General features: G+C 67.9%; 25 protein-coding genes. 9 read left to right on the forward strand and 16 right to left on the reverse strand.

Going from position 1 to position 23,771, the window contains the following annotated elements; genetic code table 11:
- Positions 1–2: 2 nt before the first annotated feature.
- From ABD655_RS10445 to ABD655_RS10480, 8 genes are all read right to left on the reverse strand, one after another.
- On the reverse strand, positions 3–1,094 hold the full coding sequence (locus ABD655_RS10445) for a D-alanine--D-alanine ligase family protein (RefSeq protein WP_344713773.1): 1,092 nt from the start codon (positions 1,092–1,094) through the stop codon (positions 3–5).
- A complete protein-coding gene (locus tag ABD655_RS10450) occupies positions 994–2,130 on the reverse strand; it encodes an NAD(P)H-dependent glycerol-3-phosphate dehydrogenase (protein ID WP_344713774.1) in 1,137 nt (378 codons plus the stop codon). Before ABD655_RS10450 ends, ABD655_RS10445 begins: the two co-directional genes overlap by 101 nt.
- Positions 2,120–2,890, reverse strand: a complete 771-nt coding sequence (locus ABD655_RS10455) for a lysophospholipid acyltransferase family protein (RefSeq protein ID WP_344713776.1) — start codon at positions 2,888–2,890, stop codon at positions 2,120–2,122. Before ABD655_RS10455 ends, ABD655_RS10450 begins: the two co-directional genes overlap by 11 nt.
- 3 nt (positions 2,891–2,893) lie before the next feature.
- Positions 2,894–4,264 (reverse strand): UDP-N-acetylglucosamine 1-carboxyvinyltransferase, encoded by a 1,371-nt coding sequence (gene murA, locus ABD655_RS10460; protein ID WP_344713778.1) that lies wholly within the window; start codon positions 4,262–4,264, stop codon positions 2,894–2,896.
- Between the two features lie 92 nt (positions 4,265–4,356).
- Entirely contained in the window at positions 4,357–4,953 is a 597-nt protein-coding gene (leuD, locus tag ABD655_RS10465; protein WP_344713780.1) for a 3-isopropylmalate dehydratase small subunit, read from the reverse strand.
- Between the two features lies 1 nt (position 4,954).
- Complete coding sequence (leuC, locus tag ABD655_RS10470) at positions 4,955–6,475, reverse strand: 3-isopropylmalate dehydratase large subunit (protein WP_344713782.1); 1,521 nt, start codon at positions 6,473–6,475, stop codon at positions 4,955–4,957.
- A gap of 171 nt (positions 6,476–6,646) precedes the next feature.
- Positions 6,647–7,726 carry a fatty acid desaturase family protein gene (locus tag ABD655_RS10475; protein ID WP_344713783.1) on the reverse strand — a complete coding sequence of 360 codons (1,080 nt, stop codon included), beginning with the start codon at positions 7,724–7,726 and terminating at the stop codon, positions 6,647–6,649.
- A 97-nt stretch (positions 7,727–7,823) separates the two neighbouring features.
- Positions 7,824–8,861: a TerC family protein gene (locus ABD655_RS10480; protein WP_344715805.1), complete on the reverse strand. Its 1,038-nt coding sequence runs from the start codon at positions 8,859–8,861 to the stop codon at positions 7,824–7,826.
- 267 nt (positions 8,862–9,128) lie between these two features.
- Here ABD655_RS10480 and ABD655_RS10485 point away from each other — a divergent pair, with 267 nt between their 5' ends.
- From ABD655_RS10485 to ABD655_RS10500, 4 genes are all read left to right on the forward strand, one after another.
- The gene (locus tag ABD655_RS10485; protein WP_344713784.1) at positions 9,129–9,686 is read left to right on the forward strand and encodes an RNA polymerase sigma factor; all 558 of its coding nucleotides are present in this window, start codon (positions 9,129–9,131) and stop codon (positions 9,684–9,686) included.
- Complete coding sequence (locus ABD655_RS10490) at positions 9,683–10,864, forward strand: DUF4349 domain-containing protein (protein WP_344713785.1); 1,182 nt, start codon at positions 9,683–9,685, stop codon at positions 10,862–10,864. The genes ABD655_RS10485 and ABD655_RS10490 overlap by 4 nt, the downstream gene beginning before the upstream one ends.
- Positions 10,865–10,909: 45 nt before the next feature.
- Positions 10,910–11,893, forward strand: a complete 984-nt coding sequence (locus ABD655_RS10495) for a 1-phosphofructokinase family hexose kinase (RefSeq protein ID WP_344713786.1) — start codon at positions 10,910–10,912, stop codon at positions 11,891–11,893.
- 81 nt (positions 11,894–11,974) lie between these two features.
- Entirely contained in the window at positions 11,975–12,184 is a 210-nt protein-coding gene (locus ABD655_RS10500; RefSeq protein ID WP_344713787.1) for a dodecin family protein, read from the forward strand.
- A 5-nt stretch (positions 12,185–12,189) separates the two neighbouring features.
- On the opposite strand, the gene ABD655_RS10505 is transcribed toward ABD655_RS10500, so the two are convergent.
- Genes ABD655_RS10505 through ABD655_RS10520 form a run of 4 tightly spaced genes read right to left on the reverse strand, consistent with a single transcriptional unit; the run spans position 12,190 to position 15,504 of the window.
- Entirely contained in the window at positions 12,190–12,792 is a 603-nt protein-coding gene (locus tag ABD655_RS10505; RefSeq protein ID WP_344713789.1) for a DnaJ family domain-containing protein, read from the reverse strand.
- A gap of 36 nt (positions 12,793–12,828) precedes the next feature.
- Positions 12,829–13,386 carry a hypothetical protein gene (locus ABD655_RS10510; RefSeq protein WP_344713791.1) on the reverse strand — a complete coding sequence of 186 codons (558 nt, stop codon included), beginning with the start codon at positions 13,384–13,386 and terminating at the stop codon, positions 12,829–12,831.
- A gap of 26 nt (positions 13,387–13,412) precedes the next feature.
- On the reverse strand, positions 13,413–14,495 hold the full coding sequence (locus tag ABD655_RS10515; RefSeq protein WP_344713793.1) for a DNA glycosylase AlkZ-like family protein: 1,083 nt from the start codon (positions 14,493–14,495) through the stop codon (positions 13,413–13,415).
- A gap of 55 nt (positions 14,496–14,550) precedes the next feature.
- A complete protein-coding gene (locus ABD655_RS10520; RefSeq protein WP_344713794.1) occupies positions 14,551–15,504 on the reverse strand; it encodes an aldo/keto reductase in 954 nt (317 codons plus the stop codon).
- Positions 15,505–15,663: 159 nt separating this feature from the next.
- Here ABD655_RS10520 and ABD655_RS10525 point away from each other — a divergent pair, with 159 nt between their 5' ends.
- On the forward strand, positions 15,664–16,692 hold the full coding sequence (locus tag ABD655_RS10525) for an LLM class flavin-dependent oxidoreductase (RefSeq protein ID WP_344713795.1): 1,029 nt from the start codon (positions 15,664–15,666) through the stop codon (positions 16,690–16,692).
- Between the two features lie 49 nt (positions 16,693–16,741).
- Here ABD655_RS10525 and ABD655_RS10530 read toward each other — a convergent pair whose 3' ends face one another.
- Together ABD655_RS10530 and ABD655_RS10535 are read right to left on the reverse strand one after the other, a co-directional pair.
- On the reverse strand, positions 16,742–17,233 hold the full coding sequence (locus ABD655_RS10530) for a VOC family protein (RefSeq protein ID WP_344713797.1): 492 nt from the start codon (positions 17,231–17,233) through the stop codon (positions 16,742–16,744).
- A gap of 75 nt (positions 17,234–17,308) precedes the next feature.
- Positions 17,309–17,908, reverse strand: coding sequence for a M15 family metallopeptidase (locus ABD655_RS10535; protein ID WP_344713798.1), 600 nt, complete (start codon positions 17,906–17,908; stop codon positions 17,309–17,311).
- An 87-nt stretch (positions 17,909–17,995) separates the two neighbouring features.
- Between ABD655_RS10535 and ABD655_RS10540 the strand changes: the two genes are divergently transcribed.
- Complete coding sequence (locus tag ABD655_RS10540) at positions 17,996–18,655, forward strand: response regulator transcription factor (RefSeq protein WP_344713800.1); 660 nt, start codon at positions 17,996–17,998, stop codon at positions 18,653–18,655.
- Entirely contained in the window at positions 18,652–19,743 is a 1,092-nt protein-coding gene (locus tag ABD655_RS10545) for a sensor histidine kinase (protein WP_344713802.1), read from the forward strand. The genes ABD655_RS10540 and ABD655_RS10545 overlap by 4 nt, the downstream gene beginning before the upstream one ends.
- On the opposite strand, the gene ABD655_RS10550 is transcribed toward ABD655_RS10545, so the two are convergent.
- Complete coding sequence (locus ABD655_RS10550; RefSeq protein WP_344713804.1) at positions 19,716–20,180, reverse strand: VanZ family protein; 465 nt, start codon at positions 20,178–20,180, stop codon at positions 19,716–19,718. The genes ABD655_RS10545 and ABD655_RS10550 overlap by 28 nt on opposite strands.
- Positions 20,181–20,552: 372 nt before the next feature.
- On the opposite strand from ABD655_RS10550, the gene istA reads away from it, so the two are divergent.
- Both istA and ABD655_RS10560 read left to right on the forward strand, forming a co-directional pair.
- Positions 20,553–22,118 (forward strand): IS21 family transposase, encoded by a 1,566-nt coding sequence (istA, locus tag ABD655_RS10555; RefSeq protein ID WP_344710377.1) that lies wholly within the window; start codon positions 20,553–20,555, stop codon positions 22,116–22,118.
- Entirely contained in the window at positions 22,115–22,861 is a 747-nt protein-coding gene (locus tag ABD655_RS10560) for an ATP-binding protein (RefSeq protein WP_344710375.1), read from the forward strand. The genes istA and ABD655_RS10560 overlap by 4 nt, the downstream gene beginning before the upstream one ends.
- Before the next feature lie 122 nt (positions 22,862–22,983).
- Here ABD655_RS10560 and ABD655_RS10565 read toward each other — a convergent pair whose 3' ends face one another.
- Positions 22,984–23,703: an SDR family NAD(P)-dependent oxidoreductase gene (locus ABD655_RS10565; protein WP_344713806.1), complete on the reverse strand. Its 720-nt coding sequence runs from the start codon at positions 23,701–23,703 to the stop codon at positions 22,984–22,986.
- Between the last annotated feature and the right edge of the window lie 68 nt (positions 23,704–23,771).

Raw genomic sequence — 23,771 nt, forward strand, 5'->3', positions numbered from 1 at the left:
GCTTACGCAGTGCGCTCCAACGCGGTGTCGATCAGCTCGGAGATGAGCTCGGCGTAGGTCATGCCCGATGCGATCCAGCACTTGGGGAACATCGAGATCGGCGTGAACCCGGGCATCGTGTTCAGCTCATTCACGTACACCGCGTCGGCGGTGAGGAAGAAGTCGACGCGCGCCAGCCCGCGGCCGTCCACGGCGTCGAACGCCCGGATGCCCAGGGCCTGGACTGCAGCGATCTCGGCGCCGCTGAGATCCGCGGGGCATACGACATCGGCGCCGTCGCCTCCCAAGTACTTGCCCTCGAAGTCGTAGAACTCTCGCGTCGTGAGCACGATCTCCCCGGGAAGCGAGGCGCGGGAGGCAGCCCCCCGACGTCCCTCCAGAATCGCGACCTCGATCTCCCGCCCGACGATGGCCGCCTCGATCAGCACCTTCTCGTCCTCGGCGAAGGCGAGCTGGAGCGCCTCCTCGAGCTCCGCGGGGTCGGACACCTTCGACACGCCGACGCTCGACCCGCCGCGCGCAGGTTTGACGAAGACCGGCAGGCCCAGAGCCGCAGCATCCGCTCGCACGCTCGTGGCGTCGCGATCCCAGCCGGCGCGTGTGACGGTGGCCCACGGCGCCACCGGCACTCCGGCCGCCTGCAGCACGATCTTCATGAAGTGCTTGTCCATGCACAGGGCCGAATCCAGAACGCCACCGCCCGCGTACGGGATGCCGAGAGTGTCGAGGAATCCCTGAACCGTCCCGTCCTCGCCGTGCACGCCGTGCAGGATCGGAAGGACGACGTCGACGGCTCCGAGCTCTTCCAGCGTCCCGTCCGGGCGACGCACGCGCAGCGAACGGTCGGCGCCCCCCTCGGGCCACAGGACGCGGGTGCCGTTGTCGATCACCTCGGGCAGGCGGTCGGCATCGAGCGCGAACTTGTCGGGATCGTCGTCTTCGAGGACGAAGACGCCCTCGCGGGTGATCCCCACCGGGATCACCCGGTAGCGGTCACGACTGATCGCGCGAAGGACGCCGCCCGCTGTTGCGGAACTGATCGAGTGTTCGCTGGAGCGACCTCCAAAGAGCACCACCACCGCCGGCCTGTCCATTCTGCGTCCTCTCGCCCTGGGGCTGATCTTCGTCCGTCGTGAGGTGCGGTGCGATCTCACGGGGGTTCATCGTTCCGTCGAGCACTCGCTTGACCTGCTCGACGATCGGCATCTGAATTCCGGCCTCGCGCGCCAGGTGAAGGATGGGTGCCACCGAAGCCAGTCCTTCGGCAGTCTGGTCCATCTGCTTGACCACGTCCTGGAAGCTGTAGCCCTGGCCGAGGAGCCGGCCGGCCGTGTTGTTGCGGCTGAGCGGGGACTGGCACGTCGCGATCAGATCGCCCAGTCCCGCCAGGCCCTGCAGCGTCTCCGCCTGGGCGCCTTGAGCGACGGCGAAGTCGGTCATCTCGATCAGACCCCGCGTGATGATCGAGGCCTTCGTGTTCTCGCCGTAGCCGACGCCGTCGACGATGCCGATCGCGACCGCGATGAGGTTCTTCAGGACGCCGCCGAACTCGGTGCCGATGACGTCCGTGTTCACGAAGGTGCGGAAGTAGCGGTTGCGCGCACGGCGGGCCACAGCATCCGCGGTTTCCTGGCTGGTCGAGGAGATGACCGCCGCCGTGGGCTGTTCGCGCGCGATCTCAAGAGCGAGGTTGGGGCCCGAGGCCACCGCGATGCGCGACGGATCGCAGTTCAGCTCCTGCTCGATGACCTGGCTCATCCGCAGTCCGCTGCGCCGCTCGACGCCCTTCATCAGGGAGACGATCGGCGCGTCCGTGCCGGTGACGAGCGCACGCACCGCCTTGAGGTTCTGCCGCAGCGCCTGGCTGGGAATCGACAGATACACCTGCTCGGCACCCTCGAGCGCCTCGGACAGGTGATGCGTCGCGTACATCTCGCGCGGGAGGTTGATGCCCGGCAGGTACTGGCTGTTGCGCTTGGCCTCGTTGATCTCGTGCGCCAGCTCGGGACGACGCGCCCACATCGTGACATGGGCACCGCCATCGGCGAGGATCTTGCCGAACGTCGTGCCCCAACTGCCGGCGCCGATCACGGCCACGCGCGGCAGCCCGGCCTCCTGCCTACGACTCAAGGCGACCCGTCTCTCTCTGCCCGTGCTCGGCCGGATTCCAGCGCTTCGACGGCGCGGGCTCGCCGCGCAGCTGAGACTGCAACGCCGCGATGGCGTTCATCAGACGGTCGGTGGCGGCGGCGAGGACGGCGGGCTGGGTGGGCGTCGCGGTGAAATCCGACAGGTCCACCGGGTCGCCGATGATCACACGGACGCGACGGCGCAGCGGCCAGAGGCTGAGCTTGCCATACCGCGGCAGGATCTCCTGCGCCCCCCAGTGGGCCATGGGGACGAGCGGGATGCCGTCGGTGAGCGCCAGGCGGGCGGCACCCGTCTTGCCGCGCATGGGCCACAGATCGGGGTCGCGCGTGAGCGTGCCTTCGGGGTAGACGATGACACCGCCACCGCTCTTCACGAGTTTCTCGGACGCTGCGATGGTCTGGCGCGCGGCCGTGGCCGAAGACGAGCGTGCCACCGGAACCATGCCCGTGGCGCGCAGGGCCCAGCCGAACACGGGAATCTTGAACAGGCTCTCCTTGACCATGAATCGCGGGCCCCGCCCCAAGCGCCAGACCGCGACCGCCACGATCAGCGGATCGAACTCGGACGAATGACTGGGCGCGAGCACAAAAGGTCCCTCGCGGGGCAGTTTGTCGCCGTCGATGATCTCGATCCGGGCCAGAGCACTGACCAGGGGAACGACGACCGCGGCGAGCGGCCAGAAGACGCTCGGCCGCGACGTCTCGGCGGACCCACGCCGCCTGGTGGAGGAAGGTGTCACGCGCTATCCGATGACGTCGAAGTCAGCGCCGAGGGCGTCGAGCTTCAGGAAGAGCTTCTCGTAGCCGCGGCGGATGATCCCGACGTTGCGCACGACCGACTCCCCCTCGGCGGCGAGGGCGGCGATCAGATAGCTGTATCCGCCGCGCAGGTCGGGCACGATGACGTCCGCGCCGTGCAGCGGGGTCGGGCCGGTGATGACCGCGGCCTGCTCGAGCGCTCGACGCGGCACGCGTCGCTCGGGACTGTCGATACCCTGCGGATGCACGACGATGTCTGCGCCCATCTGGACGAGCGCCTCGGTGAAGCCGAGGCGGTTCTCGTAGACGGTCTCGTGGACCACCGAGCGTCCCTCGGCCTGCGTGAGTGCGACGATGAGCGGCTGCTGCCAGTCGGTCATGAACCCGGGGTGCACGTCGGTCTCGACCATGACCGGCTTGAGCGGCCCGCCACGGCGGAAGCGGATGCCGTCCTCGTGCACGTCGAACTCGCCGCCGGCCTTGCGGTAGACGTTGAGGAACGTGAGCATCTCCTGCTGCTTGGCCCCGCCGACGAAGATGTCGCCGTCGGTGGCCAATGCCGCGCACGCCCAGGACGCGGCCTCGTTGCGGTCGAAGATGCAACGGTGGTCGTATCCGCGCAGCGTGTCGACGCCCTCGATCAGGATGACGCGGTTGGGCTCGTACGAGATGATCGCGCCCATCTTCTGCAGCACCGCGATGAGGTCCATGATCTCGGGCTCGATCGCTGCCCCGCGCAGCTCGGTCACGCCCTTGGCCTTCACCGCGGTCAACAGCACCTGCTCGGTGGCGCCGACACTCGGGTAGGGCAGGGAGATCTTCGCGCCGGTCAGCCCGTTCGGCGCGGTGATGCGGATTCCCTCGTAGGTCTTGTCGACGATCGCGCCGAACGCACGCAGCGCGTCCATGTGGAAGTTGATCGGACGGTCGCCGATGCGACATCCGCCGAGGTCCGGGATCAGCGCCTCGCCCAGCAGATGAAGCAGGGGTCCGCAGAACAGGATCGGGATCCGGGAGGCCCCGGCGTGAGCGTCGATCTCCTCGAAGTGCGCCGATACGGCGCCGCTCGGGTCGAAGACGAGCGAGCCCTCTTCGTCGCCCTCGACGACAGTGACACCATGCACTTCGAGAAGTGACCTGACGACCTGCACGTCGCTGATACCCGGGACGTCCCGGAGCACGCTCGTCGTCTCGCCGAGCAGCGCTGCGACCATCGCCTTGGTCGCAAGGTTCTTCGCGCCCTTGACCTCGACGCGGCCGCTGAGCGGCCGGCCTCCGCGGATCGCGAGTGTCTCACCCGACAACTCCTGGTCTCCCGCCTTCGAACCTGCTGCGTCGCCTAGGAGCGTCTTCATCCGGTGGAACCTCACTTGTGTCTTGGAGGGAACAGCTGCTGACGATCCACCCTTCTGGGGCGGGCCGCCCGAGCCTACGGAACCGCCTGAACTCAAGGAACAGGCAATGTCCGAGGGCGCCACGCCTCTCGGCGAGCCTCGAACTCCGCGATCTTGTCTTCATTTCGCAGAGTGAGCCCGATGTCGTCGAGCCCTTCGAGAAGCCGCCACCTAGTGTAATCATCGATGTCGAAAGGAACCCGGAGATCACCGATCGACGCCTCACGGGCCTGCAGGTCGACAGTCATGCGGATGCCGGGCTCGGCGTCGATCGCCGCCCAGATCCGTTCGAGGTCCTGCTCGGAGATGACTCCGGTCAGCAGCCCCTGCTTGCCCGAGTTGCCGCGGAAGATGTCGGCGAACTTGGGGCTCAGCACCACCTGGAAGCCGAAATCGCGCAGCGCCCAGACCGCGTGTTCGCGGCTGGATCCGGTGCCGAAGTCGGGCCCGGCGACCAGGACGCTCGCACCCTGGAAGACGGGCTGGTTGAGCACGAACTCGGGGTCCTGACGCCACGCCGCGAAGAGTGCGTCTTCGAAACCGGTCTTGGTCACGCGTTTCAGATACACCGCCGGGATGATCTGGTCGGTGTCGACGTTCGCGCGCTTCAGAGGCACGGCGATGCCGGTGTGGGTGATGAACTTCTCCATGTCAGGCCTCCCCACTGGTCCGGTCGAGAGCTCCGCCGGCGGCGGTCATCGCCGGTTCGACACTGTCGTAGATCGGCGTCTCCTCCAGATCGCTCGGACTGGACAGCGTCCCCCGCACGGCGGTGGCCGCCGCGACCAGCGGCGAGACGAGGTGCGTGCGACCGCCCTTGCCCTGGCGCCCCTCGAAGTTGCGGTTGCTCGTGGAGGCACAGCGCTCGCCCGGGGCGAGTTGGTCGGGGTTCATCCCCAGGCACATCGAGCAGCCGGCGAATCGCCACTCGGCCCCGAACTCGATGAAGACCTTGTCCAGGCCCTCCGCTTCCGCCTCCAGACGCACGCGAGCAGACCCCGGGACGACCATCACACGCACGCCCTCTGCCTTCGTGCGCCCCTGAACGATCGAGGCGAAGGCTCGCAGATCTTCGATGCGGCTGTTCGTGCAGGAGCCCATGAAGACCGCGTCGACCGGAACATCCTTCAACCGGGTGCCCGGCGTGAGTGCCATGTATTCCAGCGCGCGCTCAGCCGAAGCCCGGTCGTTCGGGTCGGCGTAGTCGGCGGGGTCGGGAACGACGTCGCTCAGCGAGACGCCCTGACCGGGGTTGGTCCCCCACGTCACGAACGGCTCGAGCTCGTCGGCGTCCAGGTAGACCTCGGCGTCGAACACGGCGCCCTCGTCGGTGGGGAGGGTGCGCCAGTAGGCGACAGCATCCTCCCAATCCGTGCCCTTCGGGGCGTGCGGGCGGCCTTCGAGGTACGCGAACGTGGTCTCATCGGGGGCGATCATGCCTGCCCGAGCGCCGGCCTCGATCGACATGTTGCAGATCGTCATGCGCCCCTCCATGGAGAGGGCGCGGATCGCACTGCCTCGGTACTCGAGCACATAGCCCTGACCACCGCCGGTGCCGATCTTCGCGATCACCGCGAGGATGATGTCCTTCGCGGTGACGCCGGTCTTGAGCGTGCCTTCGACGGTGACCGCCATGGTCTTGAACGGCGTGAGCGGCAGTGTCTGCGTCGCCATCACGTGCTCGACTTCGCTCGTCCCGATGCCCAGGGCCATCGCGCCGAACGCGCCGTGCGTGGAGGTGTGCGAGTCGCCGCAGACGACGGTGATGCCCGGCATGGTGAGACCCAGCTGCGGTCCGACGACGTGGACGATGCCCTGCTCTTTGTCGCCGAGCGAGTGCAGGCGCATGCCGAATTCCTCGGCGTTGCGACGCAGCGTCTCGATCTGCGTGCGACTGGTCAGGTCGGCGATCGGCTTGTCGATGTCCAGCGTCGGGGTGTTGTGGTCCTCGGTCGCGATCGTCAGGTCGAGCCGTCGCAGTGGTCGCCCTTCCGCGCGCAGCCCGTCGAAGGCCTGCGGGCTGGTGACCTCGTGCACGAGGTGCAGGTCGATGTAGATCAGGTCGGGCTCGCCGTTTTCGCCCTTGACCACCAGGTGGTCGTCCCACACCTTCTCGGCGAGGGTGCGCGGGGAATCGGGTATGCCGGACGCGTCTGTCGAAGCAATGCTCATGGTCTGTCGTTCTCCAAGGAAGGCGGATCGAGGCCGTGACGAACTCCGCGACGAGGAAGGCCCGAGAACTAGGACTCGCCGCGGCCGCTAAGGAGAAGGAGAGCCCACCGCATCGGGTAAGAATACCACCGGCGCCGGAGAACACGGCGCCGGTGGCAGGGGGCCACACGGCTAGATCGCCGAACGCTGCTCCACCAGCGGGCACGCGAAGGGATCGCGCTCGCCCAGTCCGACCCGGTTGATGTACCGGATGACGATCCCGTACGACTCGAAGAGTCCGGTGGCCGTGTACGGCACGCCGTGCCGGGCGCAGTACTCGCGGACCAGCGGCGAGACGTGCCGCAGGTGGGGGCGCGGCATCGAGGGGAACAGGTGATGTTCGATCTGGTAGTTCAGGCCGCCCATCGCCACATCCAGCACCCAGGTCCCGCGGACGTTGCGGCTCATCAGCACCTGACGGGTGAGGAAGTCGAGTTTGGCGTCCTTCGGCACGAGCGGCATGCCCTTGTGGTTGGGGGCGAAGGCCATCCCCATGTACACCCCGAAGATGCCCAGCTGCACTGCGAGGAACACGACCGCGATGCCGGGCGAGAGCACCACGAAGACGAGCGTCAGGAACCCCGCTATGCGCAGCGTGATGAACGCGATCTCGACCCAGCGTCGCTCCAGCTTCTCTCTGGAGAAGATGCGGCGCACGCCGGACGCGTGCAGCGAGAGCCCCTCCAACAGGAGGATCGGGAAGAAGAACAGCCCCTGGTGCGCCACGAGCCATTGGGCGATCGGCGGACGCGGTGCACGCGCCTGCTCCGGTGTGAAGGAGATGACGGGCAGGTCGATGTCCGGATCCACACCGATCTTGTTGGGGTTGGCGTGGTGCCTGGTGTGCTTGTGCCGCCACCACCCATAGCTCATGCCCACGAAGAGGTCGCCCAGAATGAGGCTGACCCAGTCGTTCCACTTGCCCGAGACGAACATCTGCCGGTGTGCGGCGTCGTGTCCGAGCATGGCGATCTGCGTGAACAGGACCGCGAACGCGACCGCCGTGAACAGCTGCCACCAGGTGTCGCCGATCCAGATGAACGCGAGCACGGCGGCGGCCACCGTGACGGGGACGGCGATCAGCTTCGTCCAGTAGTAGCCATAGCGGCGCCTCATCAAGCCGGAGCCGCGAACGATCGCGGCGAGCTCGGTGAAATCACTGCCTGTGGGAGCCGGGGTCTGGGGCTTGGTGGAAATTATGCCTGGAGACATAACGACCTCCTAGGGTCGTTCCTCGGCGGACACAGACTCGCCCGCTCGTCACCGACGCTACGCGCCGAATCTGAATGCCTCTCAGGTTGGAGCGCCGCTACGCCTCAGCGTCGCCCGGACCTTCCACGACGGGGGCGGCGTCCCGCCGCTGCGCCCGCTTGTCCCGCGACGAGGCCACGAGGCTCGCGATGGTGGCCACGGCCATCGACAGGACGATGACGGCCAATGACATCCAGGTGGAGATCTCGGGCGCCCACTCGATGTGCTCTCCGTTGTTGATGAACGGCAGCTCGTTGACGTGCATCGCGTGGAAGACGAGCTTCAGCCCGATGAAGGCGAGGATGAACGCGATGCCGTAGTGCAGATACCGCAGGCGGTCGAGCAGGTCGCCGAGCAGGAAGTACAGCTGACGAAGTCCCATCAGGGCGAAGATGTTCGCCGTGAAGACGATGAAGGGGCTGGTCGTGATGCCGAAGATCGCCGGGATCGAGTCGATGGCGAAGAGCAGGTCGGTGATGCCGATCGCGACGAAGACGATCAGCATCGGCGTGAAGAACTTCTTGCCGTCCACGACGGTGCGCAGCTTCGCACCGTCGTAGTGATCGCTGATGTCGATGGTGCGGCGCAGCAGGCGGACGATGAAATTCTCCTGTTTGACGTCCGAGTCGTGATCGCCACCGGGGAACGCCTGCCGCCACGCCGTCCACACGAGGAAGGCACCGAAGATGTAGAAGATCGGGCTGAAGTTCTCGATCACCGCGGCGCCGACGAGGATGAACGCACCACGAAGGACGAGGGCGATGATGATCCCCACCATCAGGACTTCTTGCTGGTAGCGCCGCGGGACCGCGAACTGTCCCATGATCAGCACGAACACGAACAGATTGTCGATCGACAGGCTGTACTCGGTGAGCCATCCGGCGACGAACTGCCCGGCGAACTCGCCGCCTGCGAAGATCCACATGAGCCCCGCGAAGATCAGCGCGAGCACGACGTAGAACACGACCCAGAGCGTCGACTCCTTGGTGGAGGGGATGTGCGGTCGCTTGAGGATCAGCAGCAGATCGGCGGCCAGGATCAGCGTCAGAACGACCAGCGAACCGACTTCGAACCAGACGGGGAGAACGAGGTCCAATGCAGGGCCTTTCGGGAGAGGGCGGGGTCGGTCGATTCCCGAAAGTCTCTCCCCCGCGGCATCCGGATTCGGAATGCTGCGGCGCGTGCCCGGGGATGCTTCGACGGCTCCCGTGATGACGGACACGCGATGACGGGATACTCCCTCTCGCTCCCGCAACGATACAGGGTGCGGACTTCTTTCTGAGACGATCGGGGCCACCGCGACACTCACAGGGTGAGAGACAATGAGGCGCCGGCGGTCCTGGGCCGGCGGGAAGGAAAAGGGATGCCGGAGCCTGCAGCAACGGATGACTCGACCCTCGTGGCGCAGGCTGCGAGCGGGAGCGAGCATGCGTTCCGCGCGCTCTATCGCGCGTATGTCCGACCCGTGTACTGGCTGGCCCACCGGCTCGTCGGCAACGCGTCGGATGCCGAGGACGTGACGCAGGAGACGTTCCTGGTCGCGTGGCGCAAGCTGCCGGGCCTCGAACTGGCCGGGGACTCGCTATTGCCGTGGCTTGTGACGGTGTGCCGCTTTCAGGCGGCCAACCGCATCCGCACCCAGCGGCGGGAACGTCAGAACACCGCACCCGCGCCGGATGACGGCATCCCGTCCACGGTGAACGTCGAGCAGCAGGTGATCGACACCGAGTTCGCCGACCGCATCCTGAGGGAAGTGGCCGGGCTGAGCCCGCTCGATCGCGACATCTTCCGCCTGTGCGCGACCGAGGGGTACGCCTACCAGGCCGCCGCCGAAGAGCTCGGCGTTGCACACGGGGTCGTCCGCAATCGTCTCTCCCGCATCCGCACGCGACTGCGGACCGTTGCCAAGGAGAGCACATGAACACCGATCAGCGTCCCGGCGCTTCCGCACCGCTGCCTGAGCTTCCTCCGCTGAGCGAGGATCGCATCGACGAGATGGAGGACTCGCTGTTCGCCGAGATCTCACGCGACCGATCCGTGCGCCGTGCTCGCCGCAGCCGGGGATGGCTCATCGGCGGGGCCGCCGGCGCGGTCATCGTCGTCGCCGCGGTGATCGCACCGACCGTCGGCACGCTCGTGGGCGGTACCTCGACGTATCAGTCCGCGGACGCTCCGGCCCCCGACTTCCTCCCCGCCCAGGGCGCGGTGGGCACCGAGTCGAGCGACACGGCGGACACCCGGAGTATGACCGACCTCGACTCGACGAAGCGGGCCGGGACGGACGGCGCAGCGAGCGATCGCGACATCATCACGACCGCATCCGCGACGGTCGAGGTGACGGACATTTCCGCCGCCGCGGCCATGATCACGGATGCCGCGGAGTCGCGCGACGGGTACGTCGAGTCGATGAGCATCGGCCGGTCCGGTCAGGTCGTTCCGGTCGACCCGGGTTCGGGCGTCGTCTACGACTCGACAATGCCGTACCCGTATCCGTCTGACAGCGCGTGGGTCACCGTCCGTGTTCCCGCCGAGGGACTTCAGTCGCTGATCGATCAGCTGTCGGGGCTCGGCGAGGTCACGGCCTCGACGGTGAACCGGCAGGACGTGACCGAGGTCACCCTGGATCTGCAGGCGCGCGTAGATGCGGCCCAGGCGTCCGTCGATCGCCTCACGCAGCTGATGGCGCAGGCGGGGAGTGTCGCCGATCTGATCGCGGCGGAGTCCGCGCTGGCCGAGCGGCAGGCGACCCTCGAGTCCTACCAGCAGCAGCTGAAGTACTACGACGAGCAGGTCGCTCTCTCGACCCTGACCGTCACACTGACCGAACCCGCTGAGACCGTCGAGGCAAATCCTGCGGGATTCGGCGACGGACTCGTCGCGGGCTGGAACGGGCTGGTCGCCACGCTCAACGGCATCGTCCTCGCCCTCGGATTCTTGATCCCCTGGCTCGGGGTCCTCGCGGTCGCCGGCCTTCTCGCGTGGGCGATCGTGGCGCTGGTTCGCCGTCGCCGTCGAAGCCGCCGGAGCGACCGGACGCAGACCCTTCCGACGTCGACGGAAACGACAGAGCCCGCTCCGAGGCACAACGCTTCGGAGTGATCCGCCGCCCCTTCCGCGGTGTCCGCACGCTCCTACACTGAGGCCATGGCGGCATCGGCCCTCGGGCAGCACCCCCTTCTGCACGATCCCATCGTCACGGCGACCCCCAATCCGGCGCTCGACGTCAGCACGTCGGTCGACCGCGTGGTGCCCGAACACAAGCTGAGATGCGGACCGACGCGGCTCGATCCCGGCGGTGGCGGCGTCAACGTCTCTCGCGTCGTGCGCAATCTGGGCGGCCGCTCCGTCGCGGTCTACGCGGTCGGCGGTCCCACCGGGCAGGCGTATCGCGAGATTCTGGAACGCGAAGGAGTCGTGGGCCGCGCCGTTCGGATCGCCGCCAGCACCCGCGAGAGCTTCACCGTCGACGAGACCGAGACCGGTGAGCAGTTCCGGTTCGTGCTGCAGGGGCCGGAGGTGCGCGAGCCCGAGTGGCGGGCCTTCCTCTCGGCCGTCGCGGACGACATGCCGGTGGGCGGTTACGTCGTGCCGAGCGGGAGCCTGCCCCCTGGTGCGCCCGACGACCTCTACGCCCGCATCGCACGGCTGGCCCGCGATCGCGGCACGCGCTGCGTCGTCGACAGTTCAGGTACGGCCCTCCGTCGCGCCCTCGATGAGGGCGTCTATCTGATCAAACCGAGTCGACGCGAGCTCGGCGAGCTCGTCGGCGCGCAGCTCGAGGACGAGCAGAGCCTCTTGGATGCCGCCCACGAACTCGTGGACGCGGGAGCCTGCGAGGTCGTCGCGCTCACGCTGGGAGCAGCGGGGGCCCTGCTCGTCACGGCCGACGGTGCGCTGCGTCTGCCTACGCCGGAGGTCCGTGTGCAGAGCACGGTCGGAGCCGGGGATGCCTTCCTCGGCGCCTTCGTCCTGCGTCTTGCGCAGGGAAGGGACATTCGTTCCACATTCCGGGCTGCCGTCGCGGCGGGCAGCGCCACGGCGATGCTGCCCGCGACGGAACTGTGCCGTCCCGACGATGTGGCAGCGCTCGAGGCCGGGCTCGAGCCGATCCCCATGAGCCGCACGTAGCGACCAAGGCGTGGTCGCGCAACTCCCTTGTGAGCGCGATCGGGCGGGAGAAGACTCGGCACATCCAACAAGGAGGTTGCCATGAGCAGCACTGTCGCCCGGATCACCACGATCAGCTCGCGCTCGACCGAGAGTTTCGACCACGCGGTCCGGGAAGGCGTGGCGCGAGCGCACGCAACCCTGCGCAACGTCAGCGGGGCTTGGGTCAAGGACCAGAAGGTCGAGTGCACCGACGGTGCCATCACGAGCTTCGACGTCGTCCTCGAGGTGACGTTCGTCCTCGACGACTGACCCGACTACGCGCGGCCCCTCCACCAGAACCGCCGCCTCGGACGACGTCGCGTCCGGGGCCCCTCGTCCGCCGAGGCGCGACGAGCCGCGGCATCCCGCCGGCCACGCCAATCGCGCACCCACTGGTCGATCTCCACCGTGGGCGTCACCACCGGCGGTCCGCCCAACAGCTGGCGACGCGCCTCGATGACGCGGTGGTTGAAGTCATCGAGGTACTCGCGCACCTCGGTTTCCGTGCCGAACTCGTCCACTCGCGCGGCGAGCGTCGCGTACTCGGTGCGCAGGGTCAAGGCCGGCGGCCCGAGCCCGGTCAGACGCTCGCGCTCGATCTTGCGCTTGATCCACCAGTCCGGATCGTGCGACGTGCCCAACCCGGGGATCGGCTTGCCCGCACCGGGCAGATTCTCGAAGTCGCCCCGGCGGATCGCCTGGTCGATCGCCACATCGACCACCGCGGCGCGTTCCGCCTCGCTCATGATCGGGGATCCGCCGTCCGGCTCCACCTGTTCCGGGTCATCCTCGCCCCGCTCGAGCGCCTCCCTGCGCAGGCGGTACCGCATCGCTGCTTCCCGGCTGTCGTGCGTCACGCTCACCTCCACGCGTTCCATTTCCAGGCTAAACGCGACCGGCTGCCGTGGCACCGCTCATTCCGACTCGTGCACACAGCCCGGCGGCTCGGAGTTGCCGCTGATCGCGAACTCCTCGCAGGTCAGGAAGTGGGCCTGGTTGAGTCCGAGGACGAAGGACGCGATTCCGATCCCGAGCACCACCCCCACGATCAGCCACCGCTGCCGGGCGGTGGAGTTCTCGCTGAAGTCGGGCCACATGATGCGAGCGAGGACCCAGACCGTCAGCGGACTGGCGATGAGAACGACCAGCAGCGCGAACGCGGTCGCCACGAAGGCGAACAGGTCCGTCGTGTCGAGATCGACGAAGCTGAAGACCAGCCACGTAGACGGCAGCAGCAGGAGCAGCGCGCGCAGCAGGCGGCGTCCCATCGGCCGCCGTTCGAAGAGCACGAACACGAACGCCGCTGTGGATGCGGCCCAGAGCGTCAGGACCTGGTCGAAGAACAGGTCTCCCCAGGCGCCGAGCGTGAAAGCCGGCCACCAGACGACGGTTGCCATGCCCACGGAGATCACGGCGAGAGGGATGTCGCGGCGACGAGTGTCGGGCACGTCGGGTGCGGGGGCGTCAGTCATGGCGCGAACGTAGCGCATCCGTTCGGTCACCGCGCGTCGGCGACCCCCAGGCCGAGACACTCCGCAAGCTCAGCGATCTCGGCCCGCACCATGTCGTCCTCCTCAGGCTCGAAGGGGAGGAACTCGTGTACGGCGTTCACCCGCAGAACCTCCCGCTGGTGGTCGGCTTCGGCATCCAGCATCCCGACGAAGCGGTCGCCCATCAGGATCGGGTGCGCGAAGTAGCCGTACCGCCGCTGCGGTTTCGGTTTGAACTGCTCCAGAACGTAGTCGAACTCGAACACTTCGCTCAGGCGGGGCCGGTCGAACAGGAATCCGTCATAGGGGTTGAGCAGCGCCACGCGCCCGCCGTCGTCGTCCTGCTCCAGCGCGGCGATCGCCTCGGGGTCGACGCGGAACCTCCACCGGCTGCCCTCTACCGTGGCAGGCTCCCCCGCCTCACCGACGCGCGTCCACGGAGATCTCTGCTTGGCGATGCCCGCTGCCTGCAGCCGCCGTTCGGCGAGCAGTCGCTGCGCCTCGTCGTCGGCGTATTCGGGCAGGCCACTCGGGTAGACCCGCTCAGCAAGGTCCCACCTTCGGTGCCGACCGTCGCGTCCGGCCACGGCCACCACGCCCTGCCGCATCAAGAACTCGAGCATCAGCGGCACCTGATTCGAACCCGACCACCCGTCGGGCGGACGGCTCACCTGTGCCGTGTCGGGGATCTGGCTCGCCAGCAGGGGACCCTCCGCCTGCAGGCGTGCCAGCACGTCGGTTCGGAACCGGTCGTTGGCTGCGAGCCACTGCCGGCTGCTCTCCCGCGTGGGCCAGCGCCGCATCGCGGGCCGCATCAGCGGGAGCATGCTCATCGGGCGGAAGGTGCCGTCGAACTCGAAGAGCAGGCGGTCCCCCTCCACCGCCTTGGTGAGCTGCCCGGCCTCGTACGACCACCCGATCCGCGACCACAGCACGGTGTGTTCGCAAGGCGCGATCGCCGCGGTCGGATCGATCTTGATGGAGCCGAGTTGCTCCGCGACCTCGACCACATCGCCGGGGCGCTGCGCGTCCAGCAGCTGCGCGCGCACGACGATGCGACGTGCCTGGTCGCGGGTGAGCTCGTGCGTCACACGACGAGACTAAACCCGCGCGGATCGTCGCCGCCCGGCCCTCCAACGGCTGCCGTCAGGCGGCGACCGCACTCCAGGTCGACACCCTGGTCAGCTCGGCGATCTCTTCGCCCGTTAGCGCCACCCGGGCGCCGTCGAGAAGATCGGCGACCTGTCCGACGCGCGAGGCGCTGGCAATGGGCGCGGCCACGGTCGGCTGGACGCGCAGCCAGGCCAGCGCCGTCGCCGAGATCGAGACGCCGTGCGCCCTGCCGATCCCCTCGAGCGCGTCCAGGATCTCCAGGCCCTGTGCGGTGGCGTACTTCGCCGCGCCCTTGGCACGCGGGGATGCCTGGCCCGCGGCATCCGTCGACCGGTACTTGCCGGTGAGGAAGCCGCTCGCCAGCGCCGAGTACGGGACAAGGCTCAGGCCGAACTCCTCGGCCACGGGGACGATGGACTCTTCGACCACGTTGCGATGGACGAGGTTGTAGTGCGGCTGGATGGCGACGGGCAGGGGGCTGCCGGATGCCTGCGCGATGCCGATCCACTCGCGGATGCGGTCGGCACTGTAGTTGGAGACCGCGGTGTACCGCACGAGCCCGTCCGTGACGAGCTGACCGAACGCGGCGACGGTCTCCTCGAGCGGCACGGTCGCGTCGTCGTAGTGCGCGTAGTAGAGGTCGATCGCGTCCACGCCGAGGCGCTGGAGGGATGCCTCGGCGGCCGCGCGGATGTTCTTGGCAGAGAGGCCCTTGAAGTCGGGGTGCTGACTGACCTTGGTCGCCACCACGACGTTGTCGGGGCGACGTGAGGTGAGCCATTCGCCGATGATCCGCTCGCTGTCGCCGCCCGAGTTGCCGGGAACCCACGCGCTGTAGCTGTCGGCGGTGTCGATGAAATCGCCGCCGCCCGCGGTGACGGCATCGAGGATCGCGAAGGAGGCGTCCCGGTCGGCGGTCCAGCCGAAGACGTTGCCGCCGAGCGAGAGGGGAAGGATGTCGAGGGAACTGTTTCCGATGCGCGTCATACAGAGCGGCAACGGGTCCGGCGCGCGCGTATTCCCTCTTCCCGGGAGTTGGGGCGCGGTGGCGGACCACCGCAGCGATTGCGTTCGCGGTCGCACGCCGGCTCGCGACCGAATCGCATTCACCGGAATGGAGTCGTCCCCAGTACCGTTGCACTCGACATGCAACGATTCGGAACTCTCTCGTTCGGACATTACGGCCGCCTCGGTGGCGGTCGGATCCTCTCAGCGGGTGACTCGCTGAAGCAGGCGATCGATCTCGCCCAGGGGATGGATGACCTGGGTGTGAACGGCACCTACTTCCGCGTGCATCACTTCGCCCGCCAGCAGGCCTCGCCGATGCCGCTGCTCGCAGCGATCGCCGCGCGTACCGAGCGGATAGAGGTCGGCACGGGCGTCATCGACATGCGTTACGAGAACCCGCTGTATCTGGCCGAGGAGGCCGGGGCCCTGGACCTCATCAGCGATGGCCGACTGGCGCTGGGCGTCAGCCGGGGTTCACCCGAGACGGTGGTGCGCGGGTATGAGGCGTTCGGCTACACCGGGTCGAAGGACCCGCGCGGCGCCGACCTGGCCCGCGAGCACTTCGCCACGTTCCTGCGTGCGGTCGAAGGCGATGGACTCGCCGAACGCGACTCCGCGAGCCCCTTCGGCGGCGGCACGGGACTGCAGCGCATCGAGCCGCACTCCCCCGGCCTGAGGTCTCGCATCTGGTGGGGAGCCGGCAACAGCGAATCGGCCGCGTGGGCAGGACGCACCGGAGTGAACCTCATGTCCTCGACTCTGCTCACCGAAGCCAGTGGGCAGCCCTTCGACGAGCTGCAGGCGCAGCAGATCGAGACCTTCCGCGCCGCCTGGCGCGAGGCGGGCCACTCCGGCGAACCGCGTGTCTCGGTGAGCCGTAGCATCTTCCCCCTCACCACGGCCGAGGACGAGCTGTACTTCGGCGGACGCCAGGACGGCGACCAGATCGGCGTGATCGACGGCATCCGCTCCACCTTCGGCAAGACGTATGCCGCAGCGCCGGATGTGCTCGTCGAACAGCTCCTGCAGGATGCCGCGATCCGCAGTGCCGACACGCTCATGCTCACGATCCCCAGTCAACTGGGTGTCGAGTTCAACCTCCGGGTCATCGAATCCTTCGCCACCCACGTGGCACCCGCGCTGGGCTGGGTGAGCACGCGGGCCTGACCTCCGGGTCGGGGGGATCGATCATCTGTTCTCGATCCACTGGGTCCGATCAGCCGCTCTCGATCAGGTGAAGCTGGGTTCCGTCGAGGTCGATGAGGTAGCCGGCGCGCTGTCCCCACTCCCGCAGAGCGACCGGGATCAGCCGCGGAATGCCGGTGATCACCTCGGGCACGCCGCTCGCCCGCACCGCCGAGTAGAACCCTTCGAGGTCGCCGATGCGGATGCTGGCCATGAACCAGCTGGAATACGGGTCGTGCTCGGGCGCGAGGAAGAACTCCAGCTCGACGCCGCCCCGGCGGATGATCAGCCACCCGCCGTCTCGGTACGACACCGCGAACCCGAACCCACCGTAGAACTCGATCGTCGCGTCGAAGTCGCGCGCGGGAAGGTTCGGAACGGCACGATCCGCCGTGCCTCTGGCCGGCGCGCCGGCCGGCGCGAGCTGCTCGTCGAGCGGAGTATGCCGACCGTCGAGGGCGTCCCGCGCGGCTCGTACCTCATCGGCTCCACCAGGCTCTTCGGTTCCGTCGTGGTGCGTCATGGGGCGAACCTACCCCGCCTCGGTGTGCCGGAAAAAGCGGTGTGCCGGAAAAAGGGACTCGCCACGCTGTGCGCGTCACCCCGCGGCATCCGCCTTCATCTCCGGGCACACGCCGCCCGGCTCGGTTGCCCGCTCGAAGTGCCAGCGTTCGTTCGCGTAGGTCTGGCAGATCCCGTAGCGGGCGCCGTGCTCGATCAGCCACAACTGCGCGTCGATCGGTCCGATGTCCACGGCCTTGCCCGTGACATGGCTCGAGCGATCCGGAGTCGCGACGAACTGGCGCGCAACCGTTTCGCTCGCGTAGAGCTCGATCGCGTCCTGCAGCAGCCACTGCTGATACTGCGGACTGCGCCACCCGCTCGTCACCTGGAAGGCCAGACCCTCGGCCGCGGCATCCGTTTCCGCCTGGAGCATCGCAGCGCTCAGGTCGCTGTCCAGGCGGGCGATCGCGGGCACGTCGTCATCGGCGAGAGTGACGACGGTGCCCTCGGCGATGAGACCGTCGGCGGCGGCGGGCGCGAACCCGGCCACGGCCGAGGCGAACGTTCCGTGCACCAGCGCCGCCACGAGGGCCGCCAGGAGCGCAGCGATGCAGACGCCGACGACGAGGAGCGAGAGACGGCGTGCACGTAACGGCTGCCGGACGGGGGACGTGGCTGCGAGAGAAGGCTGCATGGTCCCCATTCCACGCAGGAGTGTGTTGCCGGGGCGTACGCACAACCGCATACGCCCGCGATATGCGTCCACCTCTAGGCTGAGCGCATGCGCGTACTGATCGTCGAGGACGAGCTGTATCTCGCCGAGGCGATACGTGATGGACTGCGCCTCGGGGCGATCGCGGCCGATATCGCCGGCGACGGCGACCTCGCGCTCGAGCAGCTCGCGATCAACGCCTACGACGTCGTCGTTCTCGACCGCGACATTCCCGGCCCCAACGGCGACGAGATCGCCCGGCACCTTGCGACGCAACCCGAGAGCCCCCGGGTGCTGATGCTCACCGCCGCTGACCGGCTCGATGACAAGGAGAGCGGCTTCGAAAGCGGTGCCGACGACTACCTCACCAAGCCGTTTGCGCTCCGGGAGCTCGTGCTGCGCCTCCGCGCGCTGGAGCGTCGCCCGGCGGCGGGCAGTCCGCCGATCGTCGAGGTGTCCGGCATCCGACTCGATCGTTTCCGTCGCGAGGTGTTCCGCGATGGGCGCTATGTCGCACTCACCCGCAAACAGTTCGCGGTGCTGGAGGTTCTCATGACCGCGGGTGGCGGTGTGGTGAGTGCGGAGGATCTGCTCGAGCGCGCCTGGGACGAGAATGCCGACCCGTTCACCAATGCCGTCCGGATCACGATCTCGACGCTGCGCAAACGGCTCGGCGAGCCGTGGGTCATCGACACCGTCCCGGGCGTCGGTTACCGGATGAGCACGTGAGCGGCAGCGCGCGCCCGCGCGGACTCTCGGTGCGGATCAAGCTCGCGCTCAGCTACGCGGGGTTCCTCGTCGTCGCGGGGATCGCGCTGTTCGCGGTCGGCTTCCTGCTGCTGCGGTTCGTGCCCGACGGCAACCTCTCGATGAACGGCGGCGGGTTCGTTCCGAGTCGCCGCGACCTGGTCGAAGTCTTCGTCCGGTACGCCTGGTGGGCGATGGCCCTGCTGGTCCTGTTCGGCCTCGTGGGGGGATGGCTGCTTGCCGGAATCGTGCTGCGTCCACTCGATCGCATCACGGACGCCGCGCGCCGCGCCGGCGATGGGGAGCTCGACCAGCGCATCGACCTGCCGGGAAGGCGCGATGAGCTGACCGACCTCGCCGACACCTTCGATGCGATGCTCGACCGTGTTGAGCACACGATCGACGAGGAGCGTCGTTTCGCCGCGAATGCCTCTCACGAGCTGCGCACGCCGCACGCGATCATCCGCACCGTCGTCGAAGTGGCTCGAGCCGACCCCGCCGGACGGGACGTCGATGTCGTCCTGCAGCGAATCGGTGCGACCAACGAGAGGGCGATCGCCTCCACCGAAGCGCTGCTGACTCTTGCGCGTGTCGGCCGGGGCGTGGAGCTGGAGACATCGCCGGTGGACCTCGCGTCGCTACTGGCCGCGGCGGTCGAGGACGTGCGACCGGATGCCGCAACCCACGGGATCCGCCTCGACACGTCGCTGGGACCGGTCCTCGTGAGGGGCGATGCGACCCTGCTCGGGCAACTCGCGGGGAACCTGCTGCAGAACGCGGTCGTCCACAATGTCGACGGTGGGTGGGTCCGCGTTCTGGTCACCGCCCGCCCGGCCATGGCCGAGCTGGTCGTGGAGAACAGTGGCGTGCGGCTGGATCCGCAGGTCGTGGCGACACTGACCGAACCGTTCGTCCGTGGAGCGGGACGCGTGCGCACCGCCCAGGCGCACGACGGATCGGGGCTGGGGCTGGCCATCGTCGCCTCCATCGTGCGCGTCCACAACGGCACCCTCTCCGTCACCCCGCTGGAGCCGGGAGGGCTTCAGGTGCGGATCACCCTGCCGCGCTGACGCCTGCGGGTGACCGCGGCCAGAATGATCCGCGGGATGGTCACGGCGAGGACGCCGATGGCACCGCCGACGGTGTTCCAGAGCACGTCATCAGCGTCCGGCACACGTCCGGGGATCGACGCCTGCGCATACTCGACCGCGGTCGAGAGCACGAAGCCCGCAAGGATCGCGACGGGCCAGACTCGACGGCTCAGCAGCAGCGCGATCGTCGCTCCCAGCGGCAGGAACAGGAGCGTGTTCAGGACTCGCTCGGCTTGGCCGTAGGGAATCCACAGGAGCAACGGGGCGGTGAGATCACCCATGAACTGCATGAATGCACCGCGCGCCGGCGCGACGATCCAGCGCGGTGCAAGCGTGAGCACCGTGACGGCGACCGCGGCCAGCGCGGCGGCGAGTATGCGGATGCCGCGGCGCGCGGGGGCGGTGGCGTGGCTCATGGTGTGACCTTCCCGCCGGCGTTCGGGTGAACCGGCAGGACCAAGCTCACGTCGCCGCGTGTTGCGCGAGCGTATGCATCAACCGGGCGGGTCGTCGCTCTTCAGACCCACCATCTCGGCGCTGCGATCCCACAGCAGCTTGGCAGCGATCGGATCATCTGCCGCACGGATCGGACGGGCAAGGCGATTCTTCGCGTAGTAGCCGCCGGGTGAGTATTCGGTCTTCTGAGGGCCGCCGTTATTGAGGTCGGGGGCCGGGCTTGCGTCGACGCGTTCGTGTCCGTGAGGGCCACCCGATGTTCGGGTTGAGGGCCATCGTTTCTAGGCTCCTTCTGCCGCGTGGCCTATCACGCGGCAGAAGGAGTGATTCGGATGGTACGCAAGATCAGAGCGAAGCTGGTGCTCCGGCTTCGGGCGGAGGGGCTCTCGGGGCGGCAGATCGCAGCGCAGGGCATGTCGCGCACGAGCGTGGCGGCGGTCATCGACGCCGCTGTTCGTGAAGACGTGGGTTGGGACGACATCGCCGATCTTGAGGAGGCGGCGGTCTATGCACGCCTGTTCCCGGGTCGTGGTGAGCACGACAGCGTCTACGCACAGCCGGACTGGGAGAGGATGCACCGAGAGTTGGCTCGGGTCGGGGTGACGCTCAAACTGTTGCACGGCGAGTATCTCGACGCCTGCCGGGTCGAGGGGTCCCCGGCGATGGGTTACGACCGGTTCTGCAAGTCCTACCAGCAGCACGTCCTCGTCGCCGGGGCGGCGTCGCGGGTCGGCCACAAGGCGGGTCAGACGGTCGAGGTCGACTGGTCGGGCAAGACGATGCAGCTCACCGACCCGGCCACAGGGCAACAGACTCGGGTGTTCGTGTTCGTCGGGTGTCTGCCGTTCTCGCGGTTCGCGTTCGTCGAGCCGACCCTGGATATGAAGCAGGACACCTGGTTGCGCGCGCATGTTGCGATGTTCGACTGGTTCGGCGGGAGCGTCCCTCGGGTCGTCCCGGACAACCTGAAGACCGGGGTGATCAAACACCCTGCCGAGGGCGAGGTGGTCCTCAACGACGCGTATCGAGAGCTCGCGGCGCACTACTCGGCGGCGGTGCTGCCGGGGAGGGTGAAGAAGCCGAAGGACAAGGCGAGTGTCGAGAACACCGTCGGCAACATCGCGACCTGGGTGATCGCGTCCCTCCGCGACACGCAGTTCGGCACCTTGCCGGAGTTGCGCGCGGCGGTCTATCAGCGCGTCGCCGCATACAACGCTGAGCCGTTCCAGAAGCGGCAGGGCTCCCGACAGGGGGTGTTCGAGGCGGAGGAGAAGCCGCTGCTGCGGCCGTTGCCGGCGACGCCGTTCGAGATCTCCCGGTGGGTCTATAGGCGCCGGGTTCAGAAGAACGGGCACGTGGTTTGGGAGCGGAACTTCTACTCCGTCCCTTACCCGCACATCGGCCGCGGTGTTGATCTGCGGGTCACCGACACCACGCTCGAGGTCTTCGCTGGGGACCAGCGGCTGACTAGCCACGTCCTCGCCCCGATCGGCGTCGTGAACGAGTATCGGACACATGACGGTGACCTACCTGACGGCCCTCGCTACCGGCAATGGGACGCCGCTCGGGTCAGGGAATGGGCGGCCCGGATCGGGGTGAACACCACGACGGTGGTGAACCGGATCTTCGAGTCCGTGCCCGTCGAGGAGCAGGGCCTGGACGCGGCGTTGGCGGTGTTGCGACTGACCCGCCGCTACTCCGCGGCCCGGGTCGAAGCCGCCGCCGGGATCGCCTTGACATCCCGGGTTCGGTCTCCGCGCTACGCGCACCTGCGGCCGATCCTCGAGACCAGACAGGACGACCCCGACTCCCGTGACGCCTGGTCGACACCAGCGAGAACGGCGGAGCCGGCCGGGTATGTTCGCGGCGCGGACTACTACGCGGGAGGCACCCGATGAGCCGCATCGATTCGGAGACGAAGCGGAAGCTCCGTGAGATGCGCGTTACGGCACTGGTCGACGCGTTCGAGGTCCAGGACGACACCCTGACGCTGGGGATGGTGTTCGAGGAACGCATCAAGCTCGCCGTCGATGACGCGCACGCCACGTTCAGCCATTCCAAGGTCGAGGGGCTGATCCGGCGCGCGGGGTTGCGTTACCCGAACGCGGACCTGCGCCGGCTCGATCTGCTAGAGCAGCGCGGCCTCGATCGGGGTGTGATCGCGCAGCTCGGGACCTGCGCGTTCATCACGAGGCAGCAGAACGTCGTGTTCCAAGGGTTCACCGGATCGGGGAAGTCCTACCTCGGATCCGCTCTCGCGAAGCAGGCCTGTCAGCACCGCTACCGGGCGCACTACGTCCGCATGCCCGATCTCGAAGAGACCTGGGCCGCGGCCCGGGATCGGCCCGGCGGGAAGGAGAAATGGCTCCGCAAATACGCTGCGTTCACGCTGCTCGTGATCGATGAATGGCTCCTCGACCCACCCGCCGATGACGTCCGCAGCATGCTGCTCGAGCTCCTCGAACGGCGCTACGACACCACCTCGACGGTGTTCTGCACCCAATACGCGAAGAAGGACTGGCACCAGAGGCTCGGCTCCGACGTCCACGCCGACGCGATCATGGACCGCATCGTGCACAACACCATCTGGATCGAGACCGGCAGCACCAACATGCGCGAACACACCGCCACCGCCAGCTGACCCGGCGCCGGTGAGCGCCCGTCACCTCGGCTGGCGCTCACCGGCAATATCGCCTGGCCCTGAACTGCAATATCCCCTGGCCCCGAACCGCAATAATCACTGGCCCTCAAACGTCCGAATACTCAGCCGGGCACCCAGTCCAGGCCGGGTGTGCCGAGAGCGAGCCACGTCAACCGCGAGCCGCCCACCTCGACGGAGTCCAGAAGCCTCTTCATGAGCGGGTTGGTGTACATGAAGTGCCACGAACCCCGGGTGCCCGCGGCGAAACCGCTGGCGATCGCGCCCGGATGAAAGGCGACCGCGCTCAGACCGGCGTGCCCGAAACGACGATTCAGCTCCTTCGTGAACAGGATGTTCTCGAGTTTGGCGTTGCCGTACGCCGCAGCTGCGGAATACGTCCGGACGCCCTGCAGGTCGTCGATGTCGAACCGCGCGAAGCGGCGCGCAGCCTCGCTCGCGGTCTGGATGACCGTGGCGCGGCTTTCGACGAGCCGGTCTCTCAGGAGCGAGGTCAGCAGGAATCCGCCCAGGTGGTTGACCTGGAAGGTCAACTCGTATCCGTCGACCGTGGTCGCCCGCTTCCCGAACACGCTCCCGGCGTTGTTGGCCAAGACGTCGATGCGCGGATACGCCTCGAGCAGGGATTCCGCCAGCCGGCGCACTTGGGAGAGGTCGCTGTAGTCGGCGACGAACGATGCGACGCCCAGAGCCCCCGCGACGGCAGCCGTCTTCTGCGGGTCGCGACCGACGATGACGACTTCCTCCCCGGCATCCCGCAATTGCCGGGCCGAGGCCGCGCCGATGCCGTCGCTCGCTCCGGTGATGACGATCGTGCGCGGCATGCTTCTCCTCAAGGTCGTGGTTGGAGAAAAGCGAAAATCCCGGTCCGAAGACCGGGATTTCGCGTTGG

It is taken from the genome of Microbacterium terregens (assembly GCF_039534975.1).
GTDB lineage: Bacteria > Actinomycetota > Actinomycetes > Actinomycetales > Microbacteriaceae > Microbacterium > Microbacterium terregens.

Bases quoted from the DNA above. Each gene is read 5' to 3' on its own strand.
- ABD655_RS10530 (WP_344713797.1), bottom strand. From the start codon at position 17,233: ATGACGCACCACGACGGAACCGAAGAGCCTGGTGGAGCCGATGAGGTA.
- ABD655_RS10445 (WP_344713773.1), bottom strand. From the start codon at position 1,094: ATGGACAGGCCGGCGGTGGTGGTGCTCTTTGGAGGTCGCTCCAGCGAA.
- ABD655_RS10475 (WP_344713783.1), bottom strand. From the start codon at position 7,726: ATGTCTCCAGGCATAATTTCCACCAAGCCCCAGACCCCGGCTCCCACA.
- ABD655_RS10510 (WP_344713791.1), bottom strand. From the start codon at position 13,386: ATGACTGACGCCCCCGCACCCGACGTGCCCGACACTCGTCGCCGCGAC.
- ABD655_RS10565 (WP_344713806.1), bottom strand. From the start codon at position 23,703: ATGCCGCGCACGATCGTCATCACCGGAGCGAGCGACGGCATCGGCGCG.
- ABD655_RS10485 (WP_344713784.1), top strand. From the start codon at position 9,129: ATGCCGGAGCCTGCAGCAACGGATGACTCGACCCTCGTGGCGCAGGCT.
- ABD655_RS10525 (WP_344713795.1), top strand. From the start codon at position 15,664: ATGCAACGATTCGGAACTCTCTCGTTCGGACATTACGGCCGCCTCGGT.
- ABD655_RS10500 (WP_344713787.1), top strand. From the start codon at position 11,975: ATGAGCAGCACTGTCGCCCGGATCACCACGATCAGCTCGCGCTCGACC.
- leuC (WP_344713782.1), bottom strand. From the start codon at position 6,475: ATGAGCATTGCTTCGACAGACGCGTCCGGCATACCCGATTCCCCGCGC.
- murA (WP_344713778.1), bottom strand. From the start codon at position 4,264: ATGAAGACGCTCCTAGGCGACGCAGCAGGTTCGAAGGCGGGAGACCAG.
- ABD655_RS10550 (WP_344713804.1), bottom strand. From the start codon at position 20,180: ATGAGCCACGCCACCGCCCCCGCGCGCCGCGGCATCCGCATACTCGCC.
- leuD (WP_344713780.1), bottom strand. From the start codon at position 4,953: ATGGAGAAGTTCATCACCCACACCGGCATCGCCGTGCCTCTGAAGCGC.
- ABD655_RS10505 (WP_344713789.1), bottom strand. From the start codon at position 12,792: ATGGAACGCGTGGAGGTGAGCGTGACGCACGACAGCCGGGAAGCAGCG.
- ABD655_RS10560 (WP_344710375.1), top strand. From the start codon at position 22,115: ATGAGCCGCATCGATTCGGAGACGAAGCGGAAGCTCCGTGAGATGCGC.
- ABD655_RS10490 (WP_344713785.1), top strand. From the start codon at position 9,683: ATGAACACCGATCAGCGTCCCGGCGCTTCCGCACCGCTGCCTGAGCTT.
- ABD655_RS10520 (WP_344713794.1), bottom strand. From the start codon at position 15,504: ATGACGCGCATCGGAAACAGTTCCCTCGACATCCTTCCCCTCTCGCTC.
- ABD655_RS10540 (WP_344713800.1), top strand. From the start codon at position 17,996: ATGCGCGTACTGATCGTCGAGGACGAGCTGTATCTCGCCGAGGCGATA.
- ABD655_RS10535 (WP_344713798.1), bottom strand. From the start codon at position 17,908: ATGCAGCCTTCTCTCGCAGCCACGTCCCCCGTCCGGCAGCCGTTACGT.
- ABD655_RS10495 (WP_344713786.1), top strand. From the start codon at position 10,910: ATGGCGGCATCGGCCCTCGGGCAGCACCCCCTTCTGCACGATCCCATC.
- istA (WP_344710377.1), top strand. From the start codon at position 20,553: ATGGTACGCAAGATCAGAGCGAAGCTGGTGCTCCGGCTTCGGGCGGAG.